This window comes from Burkholderia sp. B10, from assembly GCF_004368385.1.
GTDB lineage: Bacteria > Pseudomonadota > Gammaproteobacteria > Burkholderiales > Burkholderiaceae > Burkholderia > Burkholderia vietnamiensis.
Genome location: NZ_PQMX01000010.1, coordinates 73,026 through 92,787 on the forward strand (window position 1 = coordinate 73,026; position 19,762 = coordinate 92,787).

Below are 19,762 nucleotides of genomic sequence, written 5' to 3' on the forward strand. Positions count from 1 at the left end.
TCGAGCGTCCCCCGATTTAGATAGCGATCCCACCATGAGCAACAAGAAAGCCGATTCGAAACCGCAGGCCAAGTATCCGGTCAACCTGCTCGACACGCCGTTCCCGATGCGCGGCGATCTGCCCAAGCGCGAGCCGCAGTGGGTGAAGGAGTGGGAAGAGCGCGGCATCTACGAGAAAATCCGCGCGGCCAGCAAGGGCCGGCCGAAGTTCATCCTGCACGACGGCCCGCCGTATGCGAACGGCGACATCCACCTCGGTCACGCGGTCAACAAGATCCTGAAGGACATCGTCGTGAAGTCGCGCAACATGGCCGGCTTCGACGCGCCGTACGTGCCCGGCTGGGATTGCCACGGGATGCCGATCGAGATCCAGATCGAAAAGCAGTTCGGCAAGTCGCTGCCGGCCGCCGAAGTGATGAGCAAGGCGCGCGCGTACGCGACCGAGCAGATCGAGAAGCAGAAGGTCGGCTTCAAGCGCCTCGGCGTGCTCGGCGACTGGGCCAATCCGTACAAGACGATGAACTTCGTGAACGAGGCGGAAGAGATCCGCGCGCTCGGCAAGATCATCGAGAAGGGCTACGTGTACCGCGGGCTCAAGCCGGTGAACTGGTGCTTCGACTGCGGCTCGGCGCTCGCCGAGGCGGAAGTCGAGTACAAGGACCGCACCGACCCGACGATCGACGTGATGTTCGCGTTCGCGGAGCCGGAAAAGACCGCACAGGCGTTCGGCCTGCCGGCGCTGCCGCGCGCCGACGGCGGCATCGTGATCTGGACCACCACGCCGTGGACGATCCCGGCGAACCAGGCGCTGAACCTCCATCCCGAGATCGTCTATGCGCTGGTCGACACCGAGCGCGGGCTGCTGATCATCGCCGAGGAGCGCGTCGAAGCCTGCATGGCCGACTTCAAGCTGACCGGCCGCATCGTCGCGACCGCGCCGGGCGTGAAGCTCGCGAACCTGCGCTTCCACCATCCGCTCGCCTCGGCCCACCCCGGCTACAAGCGCACCGCGCCCGTCTACCTCGGCGACTACGTGACGACCGACACCGGTACCGGCGTGGTCCATTCGTCGCCCGCGTACGGCATCGAAGACTTCGTCTCGTGCAAGTCGCACGGGATGACCGACTCCGACATCATCAACCCGGTGATGGGCGACGGCCGCTACATCGAATCGCTGCCGCTGTTCGGCGGCCTGTCGATCTGGGATGCAAACCCGAAGGTCGTCGAGGCGCTGCGCGCGGCCGGCTCGCTGCTGCGCAGCGAGAAGTACACGCACAGCTACATGCACTGCTGGCGCCACAAGACGCCGATCATCTACCGCGCGACGTCGCAGTGGTTCGCCGGCATGGACGTGACGCCGCACGCCGGCGGCAAGACGCTGCGCGAAACGGCGCTCGAAGGCATCGACGCGACCGCGTTCTACCCGTCGTGGGGCAAGCAGCGGCTGTTCAGCATGATCGCGAACCGTCCCGACTGGACGCTGTCGCGCCAGCGCCAATGGGGCGTGCCGATGGCGTTCTTCGTGCACAAGGAAACCGGCGAGCTGCATCCGCGCACGCTCGAGCTGCTCGAGGAAGTCGCGAAGCGCGTCGAGCAGTCGGGCATCGAGGCGTGGCAGTCGCTCGACCCGCGCGAGCTGATCGGCGACGACGCGAACCTCTACGAGAAGAACCGCGACACGCTCGACGTGTGGTTCGACTCGGGCACGACGCACTGGCACGTGCTGCGCGGGTCGCACAAGGATCAGCTGCAGTTCCCGGCCGACCTCTACCTCGAAGGCTCGGACCAGCATCGCGGCTGGTTCCACTCGTCGCTGCTGACCGCGTCGATGATCGACGGCCGCGCGCCGTACAAGGGGCTGCTCACGCACGGCTTCACGGTCGACGGCGAAGGCCGCAAGATGAGCAAGTCGCTCGGCAACGGCATCGATCCGCATGAAGTCGCGAACCGCCTCGGCGCGGAAATCATCCGGCTGTGGATCGCGTCGACCGACTATTCGGGCGAACTGGCGATCTCCGAAGAGATCCTCAAGCGCGTGACGGAAGGCTACCGCCGCATCCGCAACACGCTGCGCTTCCTGCTCGCGAACCTGTCGGACTTCGATTTCGCGCAGCACGCGGTGCCGGTCGACGAATGGCTCGAGATCGACCGTTATGCGGTCGCGTTCTCCGCGCAGCTGCAGACCGAGCTGCTCGGCCACTACGAGAAGTACGAGTTCCATCCGGTCGTCGCGAAGCTGCAGACGTACTGCTCGGAAGATCTCGGCGGCTTCTACCTCGACGTGCTGAAGGACCGGCTGTACACGAGCGCGGCCGATTCGCGCGCGCGCCGCTCCGCGCAGACGGCGCTCTACCATCTGACGCAGGGGCTGCTGCGCGTGCTCGCGCCGTTCCTGTCGTTCACCGCGGAAGAGGCATGGAAGGTGTTCCAGCCGGCGAGCGACACCGTGTTCACGGAGACGTACTACGCGTATCCGGAAGTCGCCGGCGCGGCCGCGCTGATCGAGAAGTGGGCGCTGCTGCGCGACGTGCGCGGCAACGTGACGAAGGCGCTCGAGGAAGCCCGCACCGCCAATCGCATCGGCTCGTCGCTGCAGGCCGAAGTGGCCGTGCACGCGAGCGGCGCGCGCTACGACGCGCTCACGAGCCTCGGCGACGATCTGAGGTTCGTGCTGATCACGTCGGCGGCAAGCGTCGTGAAGGTCGACGACGAAGCGCACGAAAGCGTCGACGTCGCGGCGTCGAAGTACCAGAAGTGCGAACGCTGCTGGCACTACCGTGAAGACGTGGGCGCGCACGCCGAGCATCCGACGCTGTGCGGCCGCTGCTTCTCGAACCTGTTTGAAAACGGCGAAATCCGGAGCGCTGCGTAACCATGGCGAAAACCCTGTCGAAACCGGCCAGCGGCGCGCTCGCGCCCTGGCTCGGCATTTCGCTGATCGTGATCCTGTTCGACCAGCTGTCGAAGATCGCGATCCTGAAAACGTTCGCGTACGGCGCGCAGCATGCGCTGACGTCGTTCTTCAATCTCGTGCTGGTGTACAACCGCGGCGCCGCGTTCGGCTTCCTGTCGACCGCGAGCGGCTGGCAGCGCTGGGCGTTCACCGCGCTCGGCATCGGCGCGACGCTGGTGATCTGCTACCTGTTGCGCCGGCACGGCCAGCAGCGGCTGTTCAGCCTGTCGCTCGCGCTGATCCTCGGCGGCGCGCTCGGCAACGTGATCGACCGGTTGCTGTACGGCCACGTGATCGACTTTCTCGATTTCCATCTCGGCGGCTGGCATTTCCCGGCGTTCAACCTCGCCGATTCCGCGATCACGGTCGGCGCGGTGCTGCTGATCTACGACGAACTGCGTCGCGTGCGCGGCACGCGCTGAGCGCGCATACTCCGTGTCGACGGCCGGCTTCACGCCGGCCGTTCCGTTTGATCCTTGGAGACCCGAGTTGGCACACGCAGAACTCGCAGGAAAACACCTCGTCCTCGGCCTCACGGGCGGCATCGCCTGCTACAAGATCGCCGAGCTCACACGGCTGCTGACGAAGGCCGGCGCGACCGTCCAGGTCGTGATGACCGAAGCCGCCGCGCAGTTCATCACGCCCGTCACGATGCAGGCGCTGTCCGGCCGGCCCGTCTACACGAGCCAGTGGGACGCCCGCGTCGACAACAACATGGCGCACATCGACCTGTCGCGCGAAGCCGATGCGATCGTGATCGCGCCGGCCTCCACCGACTTCCTCGCGAAGCTCGCGCACGGGTTCGCCGACGACCTGCTGTCGACGCTGTGCGTCGCGCGCGACTGCCCGCTGCTCGTCGTGCCGGCGATGAACCGGCAGATGTGGCAGAACCCGGCCACCCAGCGCAATGCGGCGCAGCTGCGGGCCGACGGCGTGTCGGTGCTCGGCCCCGATTCGGGCGCGCAGGCGTGCGGCGAGGTCGGCGACGGCCGCATGCTCGAGCCCGAGGCGATCTACGAAGCGATCGTCGCGCACTTTGCGCCGAAGCTGCTCGCGCACCGCCGCGTGCTGATCACGGCCGGCCCGACGTTCGAGCCGCTCGATCCGGTGCGCGGCCTCACGAACCGCTCGAGCGGCAAGATGGGCTTCGCGCTCGCGCGCGCCGCGCAGCAGGCCGGCGCGGACGTGCATCTGGTGGCCGGGCCGGTCGCGCTCGACACGCCGTGGGGCGTGTACCGGCAGGACGTGCAGACCGCGCAGCAGATGTACGACGCGGTCATGCATGCGGTATCGGACGCGGACATCTTCATCGCGGTGGCCGCGGTCGCCGACTGGCGCGTCGAGCAGCCGGCCGAGCACAAGATGAAGAAGACCGCCGATCGCAAGATGCCGGCGCTCACGTTCGTCGAGAACCCCGACATCCTCGCGTCGGTCGCCGCGCTGCCCGATCCGCCGTACTGCGTCGGCTTCGCGGCCGAAAGCGGCGACCTCGACGTGCACGGCGACGAAAAGCGCAAGCGCAAGAACGTGCCGCTGCTGATCGGCAACCTCGGCCCTCTGACGTTCGGCCGCGACGACAACGAAGTGGTGCTGTTCGAAGCGGCCGGCCTCACGCCGCTGCCGCGCGCGCCGAAGGACGAACTCGCCCACGTGCTCGTCGCCGAAATCGCGCGGCGCCTGCCCGACAACCGACTGATCTGATCTCCCGCGCGGCGGCTCGCGCCGCCGCGCCCTACCCGAACGACTCGACCACCGCATGAAACTCGATCTGAAGATTCTCGACGCGCGCATGCGCGACTACCTGCCCGCCTATGCGACTACCGGCAGCGCAGGCCTCGACCTGCGCGCGTGCCTCGACGCGCCCGTCACGCTGCAACCGGGCGAAACCACGCTGGTGCCGACCGGCCTCGCGATCCATCTGGCGGACCCCGGCTATGCGGCGCTGATCCTGCCGCGCTCGGGCCTCGGTCACAAGCACGGGATCGTGCTCGGCAACCTCGTCGGCCTGATCGATTCCGACTACCAGGGCCAGCTGATGGTGTCGACGTGGAACCGCGGCCAGAGCGAGTTCGTGCTGAACCCGTTCGAACGGCTCGCGCAACTGGTGATCGTGCCGGTCGTGCAGGCGCAGTTCAACATCGTCGACGACTTCGCGCAAAGCGAGCGCGGCGAAGGCGGCTTCGGCAGCACCGGCCGGCACTGAGCCGCGCCGCATCGAAAAGGGGCCGCGCGGCCCCTTTTGCTTTTCCGGGTGCCACTCAGCGGCCGGCCGTTTGCGCGATGCGCACGGGTGTCCGCTCGCGGCGCCGCGCCTGCGCGATGCTCGCGTAGATCACCATCGCGACCAGCACGCCGAGCAATACGGCAGACGAGCCGACCGTGCCGAGTGCCAGGCCGCCCTTGGCGGCCGGTTTCGTGAGCCAGTCCCCGAGCGTCGCGCCGAACGGACGCGTGAGCACGAACGCCGCCCAGAACAACAGCACGCCGGAGACGCGGGTGAGATAGCGCGCGAGCACGATCGCCGCGAGCAGGCTGCCGATCAGCAATGCGCCGCCGCCGAAACCGAGGCCCGAACTGTCCGCGAGAAAGTCGCCGAGCGCGGTGCCGAGCGTGTTCGAGAACAGGATCGCCACCCAGTACAGCAGCTCGACGCGACGCGTGCGGATCAGGTCCACCGAAAGCGATTCGCCGCTGAGCCGCCACACCGCGAAAGTCGCCAGCAGGATCGCGACGAGAATCGACGAGCCGGCTGCGTAGCCGAGGCCGAGCGTGCGGTCCATGAAGTCGGACATCGTCGTGCCGGCCGTGCTGGTGGCGACGATCACGGCCCAGTAGAGCGCCGGGCGATAGTGCGTGGCCCGCAGCTGCGCGCCGAGCGTGACGAGAAAGAAACCGAGCAGCAGCAGCGAGCTTGCCGCGTAGCCGACGTCGAGGGTCATCGACAGCAGGTCGCCGCCCGTTTCGCCGAGCGTCGTCGCGCAGATCTTCATGATCCAGAACGCGAGCGTGATTTCAGGAAGCTTCTTCATCCGAACCCCTTTGCGAATGGCGATGGGCCGCCAGGCGGCCCTGAATCGCGAACGGGTTCGACTGTACGCGCCGCCGGCTTAACGCAAGCTTAGCGGCTCGCCGGCGCGCCCGGCCGCGTGCCGCCATGCATCACCGCGCGTGCTGGTGCCGGTAATGCAGCGCGTACGCGAGCGTCAGCAGCACGACGAACACGACGCCGACCACCATCGTCATCCGGAATGCGTGCGTGAACGCGGTCGTGAGCAGGATCGCGCCGACGAGCGCCGCACCGAGCAGGCTGCCGAACGGATGCGCCCACATGCGGAACGCGAGCGCCGGGCCGCGGTAGCGCGCACGAAAGCGCAGGTGCGTGACGAAGATCATCAGCCACGTGAACAGCGCGCCGAACATCGCGATCGCCATCATCACGGTGAACGCGGTGCCGGGCGAAAGCGCGACCAGCACGGCCGCGACCGCGACGCCGCTGGTCGAGATCCACAGCGCCGCACGCGGCACGCCGTTGTCGCCCACCCGCCCGAACACCGCCGGCGCGAGCCGCGCGCGCGACAGGCTGAACATCATCCGCGTCGTCACGTAGAGCTGGCTGTTCATCGCCGACAGCGCCGCGATCAACAGCACGAAGTTGATCACGCCGGCCGCGTAAGGCACGTGCGTCGCGGCCATCACCTTCACGAACGGGCTTTCGTCGGTGCCGGCCTGCGTCCACGGCACGATCGCGAGCATCAGCGCCAGCGTCAGCAGATAGAACAGCACGAGCCGGAATACCGTCGAGCGGAACGCGCGCGTGACCGCATGCTGCGGATCGCGCGCCTCGCCGGCCGCGATCGCGACCGCCTCGATGCTCATGTAGCTGAAGATCGCGACGATCACCGCGACCCAGGTGCCCCACGGCCCTTTCGGCATGAAGCCGCCGTGGCCGGTGTAGTTCGCGAAGCCGATGCCGGACGCCGGCGGCGCCGACCACACCAGATAGGCGCCGAGCACGATGAACACGATGATCGCCGCGATCTTCAGCAGCGAGAACGCGTATTCGACCGACCCGTACAACGTGACGCTCGCGAGGTTCACGGCGATCAGCAGCGCGGAGAAGCCGATCACCCAGTACCAGCCGGGCACGGCGGGAAACCAGTACTTCATGAACACGGCGATCGCGCTGATCTCGGTGCCGATCGCGAACACCACGGCGAACCAGTACGCGTAGCGCACCAGAAAGCCCGCGAGCGGACCGACGTAGTGCTCCGCATAGGCGCCGAACGAGCCGGCCGTCGGATGCGCGACCGTCATTTCGGCGAGCGCGCCCATCAGCAGCAGCGCGATCAGCGCGCCGATCGCATACGAAACCAACACGCTCGGGCCCGCGAGCCCGATCGCGAACCCGCTGCCGAGGAACAGCCCCGTGCCGATCGCGCCGCCGATCGCGATCATCGCCATCTGCCCCGATGTGAGCGCGTGGCGCAACCCTTGTTCGCGCGCGACGATGTTGTCGAACGATCGTTGTTGTCGTGTCACTGCGTTACCACTCCCCTGCACCGCCGTGGCGCCGCTGGCGCCGGATAAAACGAAACGGCGCGGAGAACTTCCCGCGCCGTTCGCATGAACCGCCAATTATCGCTTACTCGACTTCGACCGTCTCTTCGTTCGGCTTGTGCGGCGGATTCGCCAGCTTGTCGAACGACAACTGCACCTTGTCGTTCTCGTCGACGTCGACCGTCACGTGACCGCCCGCCACCAGCTTGCCGAACAGCAGCTCGTCCGCCAGCGCACGACGGATCGTGTCCTGGATCAGCCGCTGCATCGGCCGCGCGCCCATCAGCGGGTCGAACCCGTGCTTGGCCAGATGCTTGCGCAGCGCGTCGGTGAACAGCGCATCGACCTTCTTCTCGTGCAGCTGCTCCTCGAGCTGGATCAGGAACTTGTCGACCACGCGCATGATGATTTCCTCATCGAGCGAGCGGAAGCTGATGATCGCGTCCAGACGGTTGCGGAACTCCGGCGTGAACAGGCGCTTGATGTCGTTCATCTCGTCGCCCGTCTCGCGCCGCGTCGTGAAGCCGATGGTCGCCTTCTGCATCGACTCGGCGCCCGCGTTCGTCGTCATGATGATGATGACGTTGCGGAAATCCGCCTTGCGGCCGTTGTTGTCCGTCAGCGTGCCGTGGTCCATCACCTGCAGCAGCACGTTGAAGATGTCCGGATGCGCCTTCTCGATTTCGTCGAGCAGCAGCACGCAATGCGGCTTCTTCGTGACGGCTTCGGTCAGCAGCCCGCCCTGGTCGAACCCGACGTAGCCCGGCGGCGCGCCGATCAGACGGCTCACCGCATGACGCTCCATGTATTCCGACATGTCGAAGCGGATCAGCTCGATGCCGAGCGTAAACGCGAGCTGGCGCGCCACTTCGGTCTTGCCGACGCCGGTCGGGCCGGAGAACAGGAACGCGCCGATCGGCTTGTCCATCTTGCCGAGGCCCGCGCGCGCCATCTTGATCGACGCCGCGAGCGCGTCGATCGCCGGATCCTGGCCGAACACGACGCTCTTCAGGTCGCGATCGAGCGTCTGCAGCTTGCTGCGGTCGTCCTGCGACACGCTCTGGGCCGGCACGCGCGCGATCTTCGAGATGATTTCCTCGATCTCGCTCTTGCCGATCGTCTTCTTCTGCTTCGACTTCGGCAGGATGCGTTGCGCGGCGCCCGCTTCGTCGATCACGTCGATCGCCTTGTCGGGCAGATGGCGGTCGGTGATGAAGCGCGCCGACAGTTCGGCCGCGGCCGACAGCGCGCCCGACGAATACTTGACGCCGTGATGCTCCTCGAAGCGCGACTTCAGCCCGCGCAGGATCGCGACCGTCTGCTCGACGGTCGGCTCCGACACGTCGACCTTCTGGAAGCGCCGCGACAGCGCCGCATCCTTCTCGAAGATGCCGCGATATTCGGTGAAGGTGGTCGCGCCGATGCACTTGAGCGTGCCCGACGACAGCGCGGGCTTCAGCAGGTTCGATGCGTCGAGCGTGCCGCCCGACGCGGCGCCCGCGCCGATCAGCGTGTGAATCTCGTCGATGAACAGGATCGCGTGCGGACGCTCCTTGAGCTCCTTGAGCACCGTCTTCAGACGCTGTTCGAAGTCGCCCCGATACTTGGTGCCCGCGAGCAGCGCGCCCATGTCGAGCGAATACACCTGCGCGTTCGCGAGAATGTCCGGCACCTCGCCGCGCGTAATGCGATAGGCGAGCCCTTCGGCGATCGCCGTCTTGCCGACGCCGGCTTCGCCGACGAGCAGCGGATTGTTCTTGCGCCGACGGCACAGCACCTGCACCACACGCTCGACCTCCGGCTCGCGGCCGATCAGCGGATCGATGCGGCCGTCCTTCGCCATCTGGTTCAGGTTCTGCGTGAACTGGGCGAGCGGGGTCTCCTTCTGCGCGTTCGCGTCTTCGCTTTCCGCATTGCCGTCGGTCGACTTCGCGGCTTCGCCGCCATTCGTCTTCGCGATGCCGTGCGAAATGAAGTTCACCACGTCGAGACGCGTCACGCCCTGCTGCTGCAGGTAATAGACGGCATGCGAATCCTTCTCGCCGAAGATCGCGACCAGCACGTTCGCGCCGGTCACCTCCTTCTTGCCGTTCGACGTCGACTGGACGTGCATGATCGCGCGCTGGATCACGCGCTGGAAACCGAGCGTCGGCTGGGTATCGACATCGTCGGTGCCCGGCACGGTCGGCGTGTTGTCGTGGATGAAATTGCGCAGGTTCTGACGCAAGTCCTCGATATTGGCCGCACACGCGCGCAACACCTCGGCTGCCGTCGGATTATCCAGCAGGGCCAGCAACAGGTGCTCTACCGTAATGAATTCATGGCGCGCCTGACGTGCTTCCATGAACGCCATGTGCAGGCTGACTTCCAATTCCTGGGCAATCATGCTTCCTCCATCACGCACTGCAGCGGATGCCCGGCCTGCCGCGCATGGGTAACGACTTGCTCAACCTTGGTCGACGCGATGTCCCGCGTATAGACCCCACATACCCCTCGCCCTTCGCGATGGACCTTCAGCATGATCTGCGTGGCCGTCTCGCGATCCTTCTTGAAATACTCCTGGACGACCATGACGACGAACTCCATTGGCGTGAAGTCGTCGTTGAGCAGCACCACCTTGTACATCGAAGGCGGCTTGAGCTTCTGCTGCTTGCGTTCCAGGACGGTGCTGTCCTGCTTGTCCGGGATAATCGCCATACACCCATTCTAAACAACTCGGACAGGCCCGCAATCCTGCCATTACCCGACCGACAGGCCGGCGCCCTTCGTGGTTCCCGACGACGCGCGATCGTCTTCGTGCCATACGAAAGCCGGCTGCGGTGCCGGCTTTCACGCGTGGCGCGGAACACGAACCGTCAGGAGGAAACCGCACCGGACCGTCGCATCCGCATCCAGTATCCCACAAGCCGGGACGACTCGATCGCGTGTCACTCGAGCCTGGTATATGAACCGATTATGCGACTTTTCAAGTGCGCGCGCTCGGCGGCATGCTGCGAAGCAAAGCCGGAAAAACCCTGAAAATGGGTTCTTTACAACGTCCCTCCAAACGTCTAAAAATTCCGCTTGACACTCAAATAAAGAGCGCCAACAATCAAGCTGGCACCTTTTTTCATTCGCCGGCTGGCGAAATGAAAAGGGCCGAAGGTGAGCTTGTGAGGGGGGAACGGCTGTATTTACGGTCGTTTAGCTTTTCGAGCGTGCTCGTGGTAAGTAGCAGCGACTGTGTGACAGGGGAAGTAGGAAATGGCAACTGGTATCGTTAAGTGGTTCAACGACGCGAAGGGCTTCGGTTTCATCACTCCCGACGAGGGCGGTGAAGATCTGTTTGCGCACTTCTCGGCCATCAACATGCAGGGCTTCAAGACCCTGAAGGAAGGCCAGAAGGTAAGCTTCGAGGTCGTTCAAGGGCCGAAGGGCAAGCAAGCGTCGAACATCCAGGCCGCGTAAGGGCACCGGATATCGGACGAAGAAACCCGGCATTGCGCCGGGTTTCTTTTTTTCAGGCCGGCCAATCGTTAATTCGATTGGCCGGCCTTTTCGTTCAATCCCAATAATTGAACGCGCATTGTCCACGCGTACACGCAAATCGAATGCGTTCATACGCGTGAAACAAAATGATTCGCCGTTACACGACTTTCAGCGTGCCCATCATGCCCAGGTCCTCGTGCTCCAGAATATGGCAGTGAAACATGCGCTCGCCGGGCATGTCCTGCTTCACCAGTAGCGTGACGGTTTCGCCGCTGCGCACGTTCACCGTATCGCGCCAGGCACGGAACGGCTCGGCCGTGCGCGTGCCGCCGGATGCACGTTCGGTCACCTGAAACTGCGTGCCGTGCAAGTGGAACGGATGATCCATGTCGGTGGTGTTGCGGATCGTCCAGCGCTCGAGTTCGCCGCGCCGGCTCGTCAGCGTCGCCCGGTGCGGCGCGTAGGTCGCGCCGTTGATCATGAAGCGCATCCCGGCCGGCCGGCCGTGCGCCGGGCCGCTCATCATCGCGTTCATGTCCATCGCCTCGCCGAGCGCGACGTCCTTGTCCGCGACCGGCTCGCCCGGCGCGGGCACGGCGCGCAACGTGGCCGGCAGCGCCCGCGCGGCGGCCGGCGCGAACGTGACGTCGGCCAGCGGCAGCGCCGGATCGGGCGGCAGGCTGCCGCGGCCGCCGTCGTGCGACATCGCCATCTTGCGGCGATCGTATTCGGCCGCCTGCAGCACGGCGCGTGACGCGCGATCGCCGGCCCGCACCAGCAGTTCCGCGCGCTCGCCCGGAGCCAGCAGCAGCGAGGTCACGCGACGCGGCGTTTCGAACAGCCCGCCGTCGGTGCCGACATGCTCGAATGCGCGTCCGTCGTCGAACGCGACGCACACGTAGCGCGCGCTGCATGCGTTCCAGACGCGCCAGCGCTCGTCGCCCGCGACGTCGATGCGCGGCCGGCGCGCGCCGTTGACCAGCGCGAACTGGCCTTCGCGGCCGTTCATCCAGTCCATCATGTCGTTCGGCGGAATCGAGCCGTCGCTCGCGAGCTTCAGATCCGACACGAACAGGTGGCGCTCGGGCCAGCCGGCGAGCGGATCGTCGGCCGCACGCACGATGAACGGACCGGCCAGCCCGCGAAACGCCTGCTCGGCCGTCATCATGTGCGGATGCGGGTGATACCAGTACGTGCCCGCACTGCCCTTCGGCAGCGTGAAGCGATAGACCCGCGACGCGCCCGGCGCGACCGGATCCGACGGGTTGCCGTCCTGCTCGGGCGGCACCGGCAGGCCGTGCCAGTGGATCGTCGACGGCTGCGGCAGCTTGTTCACGAAGCGGATTTCGACGGTGTCGCCCTCGTGCACGTCGATCAGCGGGCCGACCACCGGCCCGGCAGTGCCCGCGCCGAACTGCCAGAAGGTCGTCGGATGCGTATGTTGCAACATCGGACGCGCGACCGGCTGCGCGACCAGCGTCGCGCGGAACGTGCCGGCTTCGCCGCTTTCGTTCGCGAGCGTGCGCAACGGTGCGAGCGGCGCGCCGGCCGGCAGCGCGTCGACGGCCGCGAGCGCGGCCGGTGCAGGCTTCGCGTGCTGCGCGTGATCCGCCATCCCCGCCATGCCGGGCATGTCGTCCATCGGTTCCATGCCGGCCATGCCCGCATGAGCGGCCTGCTGCGCCCACGCGCTGCGTGCAAACAGCGATGCGGCTGCGACACCGATCGCGTACGACAGGAAGGTTCTCCGTATCATCAATCGTTCCTCGTTATGGGTGCTGTATCGCGCGGCCGCCGCGACACCGGTGCCACCGGTGCCACCGGTGCCGCCGGTGCCGCCGGTGCCGCCGGTGCCGCCGGTGCCGCCGGTGCGTAATGGACCCGCCGCGACGAGAAACCGGATGGCCGCGCCATCATAACCGCAGCCTCGGGCGACGGCGCAGCGCGGGCCGCCAAGGGCCTGCCCGCGTCAATACGCCGCAGCGCTCGGGGGCTCGCATGACTCGCCTGCCTCGAGCGGCGCCTGCGCGCGATTCCCGACGCCCCGACGCGCTCCAGACCCCGCTCCAACGAGCCCGGCCACACCACACGCTATGCGCAATCGACACAGCGTTCGCCGGTTGTATCTACCGGCCTAACCCGCGCGACAGGCGCGCCCTGTCGAAAATCCGCCAATTTTTCACGATGCGGAACAACGCCTTGCGTTATAAAAATTCGTGGTGCAGGGCACAAATTCGCTGTTTCGCGATGCCAAAAATCGTTCCGCAATACAAAACACACGACGTAAGCCAATGTTTATAAAGCAATATTTTTCTCTCGAAAAAGCACTCTACGCGCACCATCGGACGCGGCCGCAGACGTAGACTTTGTTCCATGCACTGACGCTTCGCCGCGACGTTCAACACGGCACCCGATACGGACCACCGGCCGGGCCACCGTCGGACCAACCGGCAGACGTCACAACAGAATCGCTTGCAATCAGATAGGGAGAACGGAAATGAAGGGATTTCGCTTTGGTTCGGCGCTCGGGTCGTTCTATATCCTGCCCGGCAACGGCGGCTGGGAAGCCAGCTTCGGCAACGCTCGGCTCGGCGCGTTCTCGTGCCCCGAAGTCGCAGCCGACCACATCTCCCGCGGCGACTGCGAGCAGTTGTCCGACCTCGACACGGCCACGCTCGAAGTGCCGCACGAAATCGCCGAATGGGAAATCGTTCACGTCTGAATGAACGCCCCGCAACGCAAAACGCCCCGGGCGACCGGGGCGTTTTCATGTTCGGCGCGACGGCGAGCCGCGCAGGCTGCTGCCGTCGCCGCGACGCGGCCGCTGTCAGGCGACTGCGTCGACGATCGCGTTCAGCGTCGCGCTCGGACGCATCGCCTGGCTCGTCAGCGCGACGTCCGGACGGTAGTAGCCGCCGATCGCCTGCGCCTTGCCCTGCGCCGCACCGAGTTCTTCCAGAATGCGCGCTTCGTTGTCGGCGAGCGACTTCGCGACGCCTTCGAATTGCGCCTTCAGTGCTGCGTCCTCGGTCTGCTCCGCCAGCGCCTGCGCCCAGTACATGCACAGGTAGAAGTGGCTGCCGCGGTTGTCGATGCCGCCGACCTTGCGCGCGGGCGAGCGGTTTTCATCGAGGAACTTGCCGGTCGCGCGATCGAGCGTCTTCGCGAGCACCAGCGCCTTCGGGTTGTGGTACGCGTTGCCGAGGTGCTCGAGCGACGCAGCCAGCGCGAGGAATTCGCCGAGCGAATCCCAACGCAGGAAGCCTTCTTCGACGAACTGCTGCACGTGCTTCGGCGCCGAACCGCCCGCACCCGTTTCGAACATGCCGCCACCGGCCATCAGCGGCACGATCGACAGCATCTTCGCGCTGGTGCCGAGTTCCATGATCGGGAACAGGTCGGTCAGGTAGTCGCGCAGCACGTTGCCGGTCACCGAGATCGTGTCCTTGCCCGCACGGATGCGCTCGAGCGAGAAGCGCGTCGCGTCGACCGGCGTCATGATGCGGATATCGAGGCCGTTCGTGTCGTGATCCTTCAGGTAGCGTTCGACCTTCGCGATGATCTGCGCGTCGTGCGCGCGCACCGGGTCGAGCCAGAACACGGCCGGTGCGCCGGTCGCGCGCGCGCGGTTGACCGCGAGCTTGACCCAGTCCTGCACCGGTGCGTCCTTCGTCTGGCACATGCGCCAGATGTCGCCCGACTCGACCGCATGTTCGAGCAGCACGTTGCCGGCTTCGTCGGTGACGCGCACCACGCCGTCAGCGGGGATCAGGAACGTCTTGTCGTGCGAACCGTACTCCTCGGCGGCCTGCGCCATCAGGCCCACGTTCGGCACGCTGCCCATCGTGACCGGGTCGAACGCGCCATGCTGCTTGCAGTCCTCGATCACCGCCTGATAGACGCCCGCGTAGCAGCGGTCCGGAATCACGGCCTTCGCGTCGTGCAGCTGGCCGTCGACGCCCCACATGCCGCCCGAATCGCGGATCATCGCCGGCATCGACGCGTCGACGATCACGTCGCTCGGCACGTGCAGGTTGGTGATGCCCTTGTCCGAGTTGACCATCGCGAGGCGCGGGCGCACCGCGTACTCGGCCTTGATGTCGGCTTCGATCGCTTCGCGCGTATCGGCCGGCAGGTCCTTCAGGCGCGCGTACAGGTCGCCGATCCCGTTGTTCGGGTTGAAGCCGGCCTGCGCGAGCACGTCGGCGTGCTTCGCGAGCACGTCGCCGTAGAACACCGACACGAAGTGGCCGAACATGATCGGGTCCGAGACCTTCATCATGGTCGCCTTCAGGTGCACCGAAAACAGCACGTCCTGCGCCTTCGCGTCGGCGATTTGCGCTTCGATGAAGCTGCGCAGCGCCTTGCGGCTCATCACCGATGCGTCGATGACTTCACCGGCCTTCACGGCCGTCTTTTCCTTCAGCACCTTCTTCACGCCGTCGGTCGTCGTGAGTTCGATCTTGACGCTGCCGGCGTCGGCGATCAGCGCCGACTTCTCGCTGCCGTAGAAATCGCCGTCGGTCATGTGCGCGACGTGCGACTTCGACGTGGGCTTCCATGCGCCCATCTTGTGCGGATGCTTGCGTGCGTAGTTCTTCACCGACAGCGGCGCGCGGCGGTCCGAGTTGCCTTCGCGCAGCACCGGGTTCACCGCGCTGCCCTTGATCTTGTCGTAACGGGCCTTGACCGCCTTTTCCTCGTCGGTCGACGGCTCTTCCGGATAGGCGGGCAGCTTGTAGCCCTGAGCCTGGAGTTCGGCGATCGCCGCCTTCAGCTGCGGCACCGATGCGCTGATGTTCGGCAGCTTGATGATGTTCGCTTCAGGCTTCAGCGTGAGCTGGCCCAGGTCGGCCAGATCGTCGGAACCCTTCTGCTCCGGCGGCAGCACGTCGGCGAATGCCGCGATGATGCGGCCGGCGAGCGAGATGTCGCGCGTTTCGACGGCGACGCCCGACGAGTGCGTGAAGGCCTTGACGATCGGCAGCAGCGAGTAGGTCGCGAGCGCGGGCGCTTCGTCGGTGAGGGTGTAGATGATCTTGGGCGAAGTGGACATGGTCGATGCGTTGCTACGTGAAAATTTGGGGCTGAATAGCGCCGGCGGTAACCGGCGGGGGAGCGACCGGGTGGATCGCGAAAGGAGCGCGCCGGCTAGCCGGGCGGTGGTGTTGCGAGGGCCGTCATGTTCTACCTTGCAGGGCATGCACGCCGCTTCGCGGCGCCGCGGCCCGCATGCCGGACCGTCCTGCCAACAAACCTGCCGTTCGTGAAACGCCCCGGCGCCGGCAGTAGGCGCCGGGGCGGCCGGCATGCGCCGGCCTGCCCGCGAGGGGCGCTTACATGTTCTCGATCAGCACGTCGCCGAAGCCCGAGCACGACACCTGCGTCGCACCTTCCATCAGGCGCGCGAAGTCGTACGTGACGCGCTTCTGCAGGATCGACTTCTCCATCGCGGCGATGATCGTGTCGGCCGCTTCCGTCCAGCCGAGGTGGCGCAGCATCATTTCGGCCGACAGGATCTCGGAACCGGGGTTCACGTAGTCCTTGCCCGCGTACTTCGGCGCCGTGCCGTGGGTCGCCTCGAACATCGCGACCGAGTCCGACAGGTTCGCACCCGGCGCGATCCCGATCCCGCCGACCTGCGCGGCCAGTGCGTCGGAGACGTAGTCGCCGTTTAGGTTCAGCGTGGCGATCACGTCGTATTCGGCCGGACGCAGCAGGATCTGCTGCAGGAACGCGTCGGCGATCGAATCCTTGATGACGATCTCGGCGCCCGTCTTCGGGTTCTTCACGCGCATCCACGGGCCACCGTCGATCAGCTCGCCGCCGAATTCCTTCTGCGCGAGCGCATAACCGGCGTCACGGAACAGGCCTTCCGTGAACTTCATGATGTTGCCCTTGTGCACCAGCGTGACCGACTTGCGATCGTTGTCGATCGCATACTGGATCGCCTTGCGCACGAGACGCTCGGTGCCTTCGGTCGACACGGGCTTGATGCCGATCCCCGAGGTTTCCGGGAAGCGGATCTTCTTCACGCCCATCTCGTCCTGCAGGAACTTGATGACCTTCTTCGCCTGCTCGGAGCCGGCCGCCCACTCGATGCCCGCGTAGATGTCTTCCGAGTTCTCGCGGAAGATCACCATGTCGATCTTCTGCGGCTCGCGCACCGGCGACGGCACGCCCTTGAAATACTGGATCGGGCGCAGGCACACGTAGAGGTCGAGCTCCTGGCGCAGCGCGACGTTCAGCGAGCGGATGCCGCCGCCGACCGGCGTCGTGAGCGGCCCCTTGATCGAAACGACGTATTCCTTCAGCACCTGCAGCGTTTCGTCGGGCAGCCATACGTCCGGGCCGTACACCTTCGTCGCCTTCTCGCCGGCGAAGATCTCCATCCAGTGGATCTTGCGCTTGCCCTTGTACGTATGCGCGACCGCCGCATCGACGACCTTGATCATCACCGGCGTGATGTCGAAGCCGGTACCGTCGCCTTCGATGTAAGGGATGATCGGCTGATCGGAAACGTTGAGCGAGAAGTCCTTGTTGACGGTGATCTTGTCACCGCCTTCCGGAACCTTGATGTGCTGATACGGCATGATCGACTCCAGTGACGTGGCTGAGCAGGTGATGCTGGTCGAAACTGCGCGCGCGGCGGGTGGCCCTTGCCACCGTCGTGACGGCAACAGCGAGCCGCTATTCTAGCGCCCCAACCGCGGCCGGCGGCACGAAGCGCGACGCTGCGTATCAAGTCTTCCCTTATGTCTTATATAAGACAGAGGACTTGCCGTTCCGTATTATGCATTAAGATTCCGCCATTTGCCATAGACCGCCCGCCGCGCCGCCCGCGCCTTGCGCACGACAGGCCGCGGGCCGCCCCGCCATGACCTTGATCGCCCTCAACAAGCCGTTCGGCACGATTTGCCAGTTTTCCGCGCACGAGACGCGGCCGTCGCTCGGCGACTGGGTAAAAACGCCCGGCGTGTACGCGGCCGGCCGGCTCGACGCCGACAGCGAAGGGCTGCTGCTGCTCACCGACGACGGCGCACTGCAGGCGCGCATCGCCGAGCCGCGCCACAAGCTCGTCAAGCGCTACTGGGCGCAGGTCGACGGCGCGCCGGACGCGGCCGACCTGAAGGCGCTCGCGCGCGGCGTCGATCTCGGCGACTATGTGACGCGCCCGTGCCGCGCCGAATTCATCGAGCCGCCCGCCGCGCTGTGGCCCCGCACGCCGCCGATCCGCTACCGCGCCGCGATCCCGACCACCTGGATCGAACTCGCGATCACCGAAGGAAAGAACCGCCAGGTGCGCCGGATGACGGCCGCGGTCGGCTTCCCGACGTTGCGTCTCGTGCGCGTCGGCATCGGCGCACTAGATATATTCGCGCTCGGCATTGCGCCGGGCGAAACAATCGAGCTGCCGCCGCGGGCGCCATGGGACGGTTTCGCGCGTGCCGACTGAAAGCTCGGCCGGGCCGAAAATCGAGCGTCGATTTTTTCGTCATCTGTTTCGTCAACCGCCCGCGAAGATCGCGCGTTAAACCACGCAGATGCCACCCTGAGCTATCCGGCATTGGCAGCCGAGCCGTTATTTACGCGTTTGCGTCACGAAAGTGACGTTTTCTTCGAATACGATTCGGCGCCCGCAGCGCAATGAGAAATTTCTCGAAGCGTCTGTCAACCGAAAGGTGGATGGCACCGTTAGACGTCATGACTCCTATGCCGGGTCATTTGGTTAATTAACTAAAGCTGAGGAACACAACATGAACAAACTGATCGCCGCTCTGGTCGCTGGCCTCTTCGCAACGGCTGCTTTCGCACAAGCATCGGCTCCGGAAGCTGCTTCGGCTGCTGCTCCGGCAGCTGCTTCGGCACCGGCAAAGCACGCTGCCAAGAAGCACCACGCAAAGAAGAAGCACCACGCAGCTAAGAAGGCAGCTAGCGAAGCCGAAGCTCCGGCAGCTGCTTCGAACTAAGCAAGCTTGCTGTAATAACGCAGTCAAGAACACGCAGTCTTGCCGTTCTTACGGCGTTGAAAGGCAGATCACCGCGAGGCGATCTGCCTTTTTCCTTTTGTGCCCGCCGCTACGCTTCGCGTACCATGCGGGTCTCGTTTTCCCGATAGGAGCCTTGCTGTGCGACTCTCCCTGCGCTCGTCGCTCGGCCGCCTTGCGCGCGCCGCCGTGTTTCCCGCCGCGCTCGCCGTGCTCGCGCTCGGCATGCAGACCGTCCACGCCCAGGTGCCGCCCGGCGCGAAGCAGCCGAGCGAGTTCCCGCGCGTGAAGCTGCGCGCCGGCATGTACGTGATCGACGCGGCCGTCGCCGCCAATGACGCCGATCGCGAACAGGGGCTGATGTACCGCTCGCAGCTCGCGCCGAACGAAGGCATGCTGTTCGTGTTCAACGAGAACGCCGTGCACTGCTTCTGGATGAAGAACACGCTGATCCCGCTGTCCATCGCGTTCATCCGCGCCGACGGCACGATCACCGACATCGACGAGATGAAGGCCGAGACGACCGACAACCACTGCCCGCGCAACAACGGCGTGTATGCGCTCGAAATGAGCAAGGGCTGGTTCGCGGCGAAAGGCATCAAGCCGGGCATGAAGCTCGACGGGCTGCCCAAGGCCCCGTAATACATCGGCGGCGGCACCGCCGCGCATCGAACCAGGCCGGTCGCCCGTGGCGCACCGGCTTTTTTTGCGCCGCCCGCCGGCCCTCGCCTTGATTCGGTCGCCGCCGACCGCATCTGCAAAAGCCACGGACAAGCGCTATCCTTTAAATCTCGCT

General features: G+C 65.7%; 16 protein-coding genes. 9 read left to right on the top strand and 7 right to left on the bottom strand.

Annotated features, from left to right (window positions below; genetic code table 11):
• Positions 1 to 34 precede the first annotated feature (34 nt).
• The 4 genes from ileS (at position 35) to dut (ending at position 5,156) form a co-directional block, all read left to right on the top strand.
• A complete protein-coding gene (gene ileS / locus C3Y15_RS07825; RefSeq protein ID WP_034192629.1) occupies positions 35 to 2,872 on the top strand; it encodes an isoleucine--tRNA ligase in 2,838 nt (945 codons plus the stop codon).
• Between the two features lie 2 nt (positions 2,873 to 2,874).
• On the top strand, positions 2,875 to 3,375 hold the full coding sequence (gene lspA, locus C3Y15_RS07830; protein ID WP_011885775.1) for a signal peptidase II: 501 nt from the start codon (positions 2,875 to 2,877) through the stop codon (positions 3,373 to 3,375).
• A 67-nt stretch (positions 3,376 to 3,442) separates the two neighbouring features.
• On the top strand, positions 3,443 to 4,654 hold the full coding sequence (gene coaBC, locus C3Y15_RS07835) for a bifunctional phosphopantothenoylcysteine decarboxylase/phosphopantothenate--cysteine ligase CoaBC (RefSeq protein ID WP_011885776.1): 1,212 nt from the start codon (positions 3,443 to 3,445) through the stop codon (positions 4,652 to 4,654).
• A gap of 55 nt (positions 4,655 to 4,709) precedes the next feature.
• Positions 4,710 to 5,156: a dUTP diphosphatase gene (gene dut, locus C3Y15_RS07840; protein ID WP_011885777.1), complete on the top strand. Its 447-nt coding sequence runs from the start codon at positions 4,710 to 4,712 to the stop codon at positions 5,154 to 5,156.
• 55 nt (positions 5,157 to 5,211) lie between these two features.
• On the opposite strand, the gene C3Y15_RS07845 is transcribed toward dut, so the two are convergent.
• The 4 genes from C3Y15_RS07845 to clpS form a co-directional block, all read right to left on the bottom strand.
• Entirely contained in the window at positions 5,212 to 5,982 is a 771-nt protein-coding gene (locus C3Y15_RS07845; RefSeq protein ID WP_011885778.1) for a membrane protein, read from the bottom strand.
• Positions 5,983 to 6,112: 130 nt separating this feature from the next.
• Positions 6,113 to 7,492, bottom strand: coding sequence for an amino acid permease (locus C3Y15_RS07850; RefSeq protein WP_045578846.1), 1,380 nt, complete (start codon positions 7,490 to 7,492; stop codon positions 6,113 to 6,115).
• 103 nt (positions 7,493 to 7,595) lie between these two features.
• Entirely contained in the window at positions 7,596 to 9,896 is a 2,301-nt protein-coding gene (gene clpA, locus C3Y15_RS07855; protein ID WP_011885780.1) for an ATP-dependent Clp protease ATP-binding subunit ClpA, read from the bottom strand.
• Positions 9,893 to 10,207 carry an ATP-dependent Clp protease adapter ClpS gene (gene clpS / locus C3Y15_RS07860; protein ID WP_006398529.1) on the bottom strand — a complete coding sequence of 105 codons (315 nt, stop codon included), beginning with the start codon at positions 10,205 to 10,207 and terminating at the stop codon, positions 9,893 to 9,895. The genes clpA and clpS overlap by 4 nt, the downstream gene beginning before the upstream one ends.
• 546 nt (positions 10,208 to 10,753) lie before the next feature.
• On the opposite strand from clpS, the gene C3Y15_RS07865 reads away from it, so the two are divergent.
• Positions 10,754 to 10,957: a cold-shock protein gene (locus C3Y15_RS07865; RefSeq protein WP_004196460.1), complete on the top strand. Its 204-nt coding sequence runs from the start codon at positions 10,754 to 10,756 to the stop codon at positions 10,955 to 10,957.
• Between the two features lie 178 nt (positions 10,958 to 11,135).
• On the opposite strand, the gene C3Y15_RS07870 is transcribed toward C3Y15_RS07865, so the two are convergent.
• On the bottom strand, positions 11,136 to 12,734 hold the full coding sequence (locus C3Y15_RS07870) for a multicopper oxidase family protein (RefSeq protein WP_069246304.1): 1,599 nt from the start codon (positions 12,732 to 12,734) through the stop codon (positions 11,136 to 11,138).
• A 741-nt stretch (positions 12,735 to 13,475) separates the two neighbouring features.
• Here C3Y15_RS07870 and C3Y15_RS07880 point away from each other — a divergent pair.
• On the top strand, positions 13,476 to 13,700 hold the full coding sequence (locus C3Y15_RS07880) for a hypothetical protein (protein ID WP_011885782.1): 225 nt from the start codon (positions 13,476 to 13,478) through the stop codon (positions 13,698 to 13,700).
• A gap of 105 nt (positions 13,701 to 13,805) precedes the next feature.
• Here the strand turns inward: C3Y15_RS07880 and C3Y15_RS07885 are convergent, their stop codons facing one another.
• Both C3Y15_RS07885 and icd read right to left on the bottom strand, forming a co-directional pair.
• A complete protein-coding gene (locus tag C3Y15_RS07885) occupies positions 13,806 to 16,034 on the bottom strand; it encodes an NADP-dependent isocitrate dehydrogenase (protein WP_014723497.1) in 2,229 nt (742 codons plus the stop codon).
• Between the two features lie 280 nt (positions 16,035 to 16,314).
• Positions 16,315 to 17,571, bottom strand: coding sequence for an NADP-dependent isocitrate dehydrogenase (icd, locus tag C3Y15_RS07890; RefSeq protein WP_011885784.1), 1,257 nt, complete (start codon positions 17,569 to 17,571; stop codon positions 16,315 to 16,317).
• A gap of 284 nt (positions 17,572 to 17,855) precedes the next feature.
• On the opposite strand from icd, the gene C3Y15_RS07895 reads away from it, so the two are divergent.
• From C3Y15_RS07895 to C3Y15_RS07905, 3 genes are all read left to right on the top strand, one after another.
• A complete protein-coding gene (locus C3Y15_RS07895) occupies positions 17,856 to 18,434 on the top strand; it encodes a pseudouridine synthase (protein ID WP_014723498.1) in 579 nt (192 codons plus the stop codon).
• A gap of 301 nt (positions 18,435 to 18,735) precedes the next feature.
• The gene (locus C3Y15_RS07900; protein WP_072465376.1) at positions 18,736 to 18,948 is read left to right on the top strand and encodes a hypothetical protein; all 213 of its coding nucleotides are present in this window, start codon (positions 18,736 to 18,738) and stop codon (positions 18,946 to 18,948) included.
• A gap of 159 nt (positions 18,949 to 19,107) precedes the next feature.
• Positions 19,108 to 19,608, top strand: a complete 501-nt coding sequence (locus C3Y15_RS07905; RefSeq protein WP_059739857.1) for a DUF192 domain-containing protein — start codon at positions 19,108 to 19,110, stop codon at positions 19,606 to 19,608.
• The last annotated feature ends 154 nt before the right edge of the window (positions 19,609 to 19,762 follow it).

Bases quoted from the DNA above. Each gene is read 5' to 3' on its own strand.
- C3Y15_RS07900 (WP_072465376.1), top strand. From the start codon at position 18,736: ATGAACAAACTGATCGCCGCTCTGGTCGCTGGCCTCTTCGCAACGGCT.
- C3Y15_RS07880 (WP_011885782.1), top strand. From the start codon at position 13,476: ATGAAGGGATTTCGCTTTGGTTCGGCGCTCGGGTCGTTCTATATCCTG.
- C3Y15_RS07865 (WP_004196460.1), top strand. From the start codon at position 10,754: ATGGCAACTGGTATCGTTAAGTGGTTCAACGACGCGAAGGGCTTCGGT.
- clpS (WP_006398529.1), bottom strand. From the start codon at position 10,207: ATGGCGATTATCCCGGACAAGCAGGACAGCACCGTCCTGGAACGCAAG.
- icd (WP_011885784.1), bottom strand. From the start codon at position 17,571: ATGCCGTATCAGCACATCAAGGTTCCGGAAGGCGGTGACAAGATCACC.
- C3Y15_RS07845 (WP_011885778.1), bottom strand. From the start codon at position 5,982: ATGAAGAAGCTTCCTGAAATCACGCTCGCGTTCTGGATCATGAAGATC.
- lspA (WP_011885775.1), top strand. From the start codon at position 2,875: ATGGCGAAAACCCTGTCGAAACCGGCCAGCGGCGCGCTCGCGCCCTGG.
- C3Y15_RS07870 (WP_069246304.1), bottom strand. From the start codon at position 12,734: ATGATACGGAGAACCTTCCTGTCGTACGCGATCGGTGTCGCAGCCGCA.
- clpA (WP_011885780.1), bottom strand. From the start codon at position 9,896: ATGATTGCCCAGGAATTGGAAGTCAGCCTGCACATGGCGTTCATGGAA.
- dut (WP_011885777.1), top strand. From the start codon at position 4,710: ATGAAACTCGATCTGAAGATTCTCGACGCGCGCATGCGCGACTACCTG.
- C3Y15_RS07885 (WP_014723497.1), bottom strand. From the start codon at position 16,034: ATGTCCACTTCGCCCAAGATCATCTACACCCTCACCGACGAAGCGCCC.
- C3Y15_RS07895 (WP_014723498.1), top strand. From the start codon at position 17,856: ATGACCTTGATCGCCCTCAACAAGCCGTTCGGCACGATTTGCCAGTTT.
- ileS (WP_034192629.1), top strand. From the start codon at position 35: ATGAGCAACAAGAAAGCCGATTCGAAACCGCAGGCCAAGTATCCGGTC.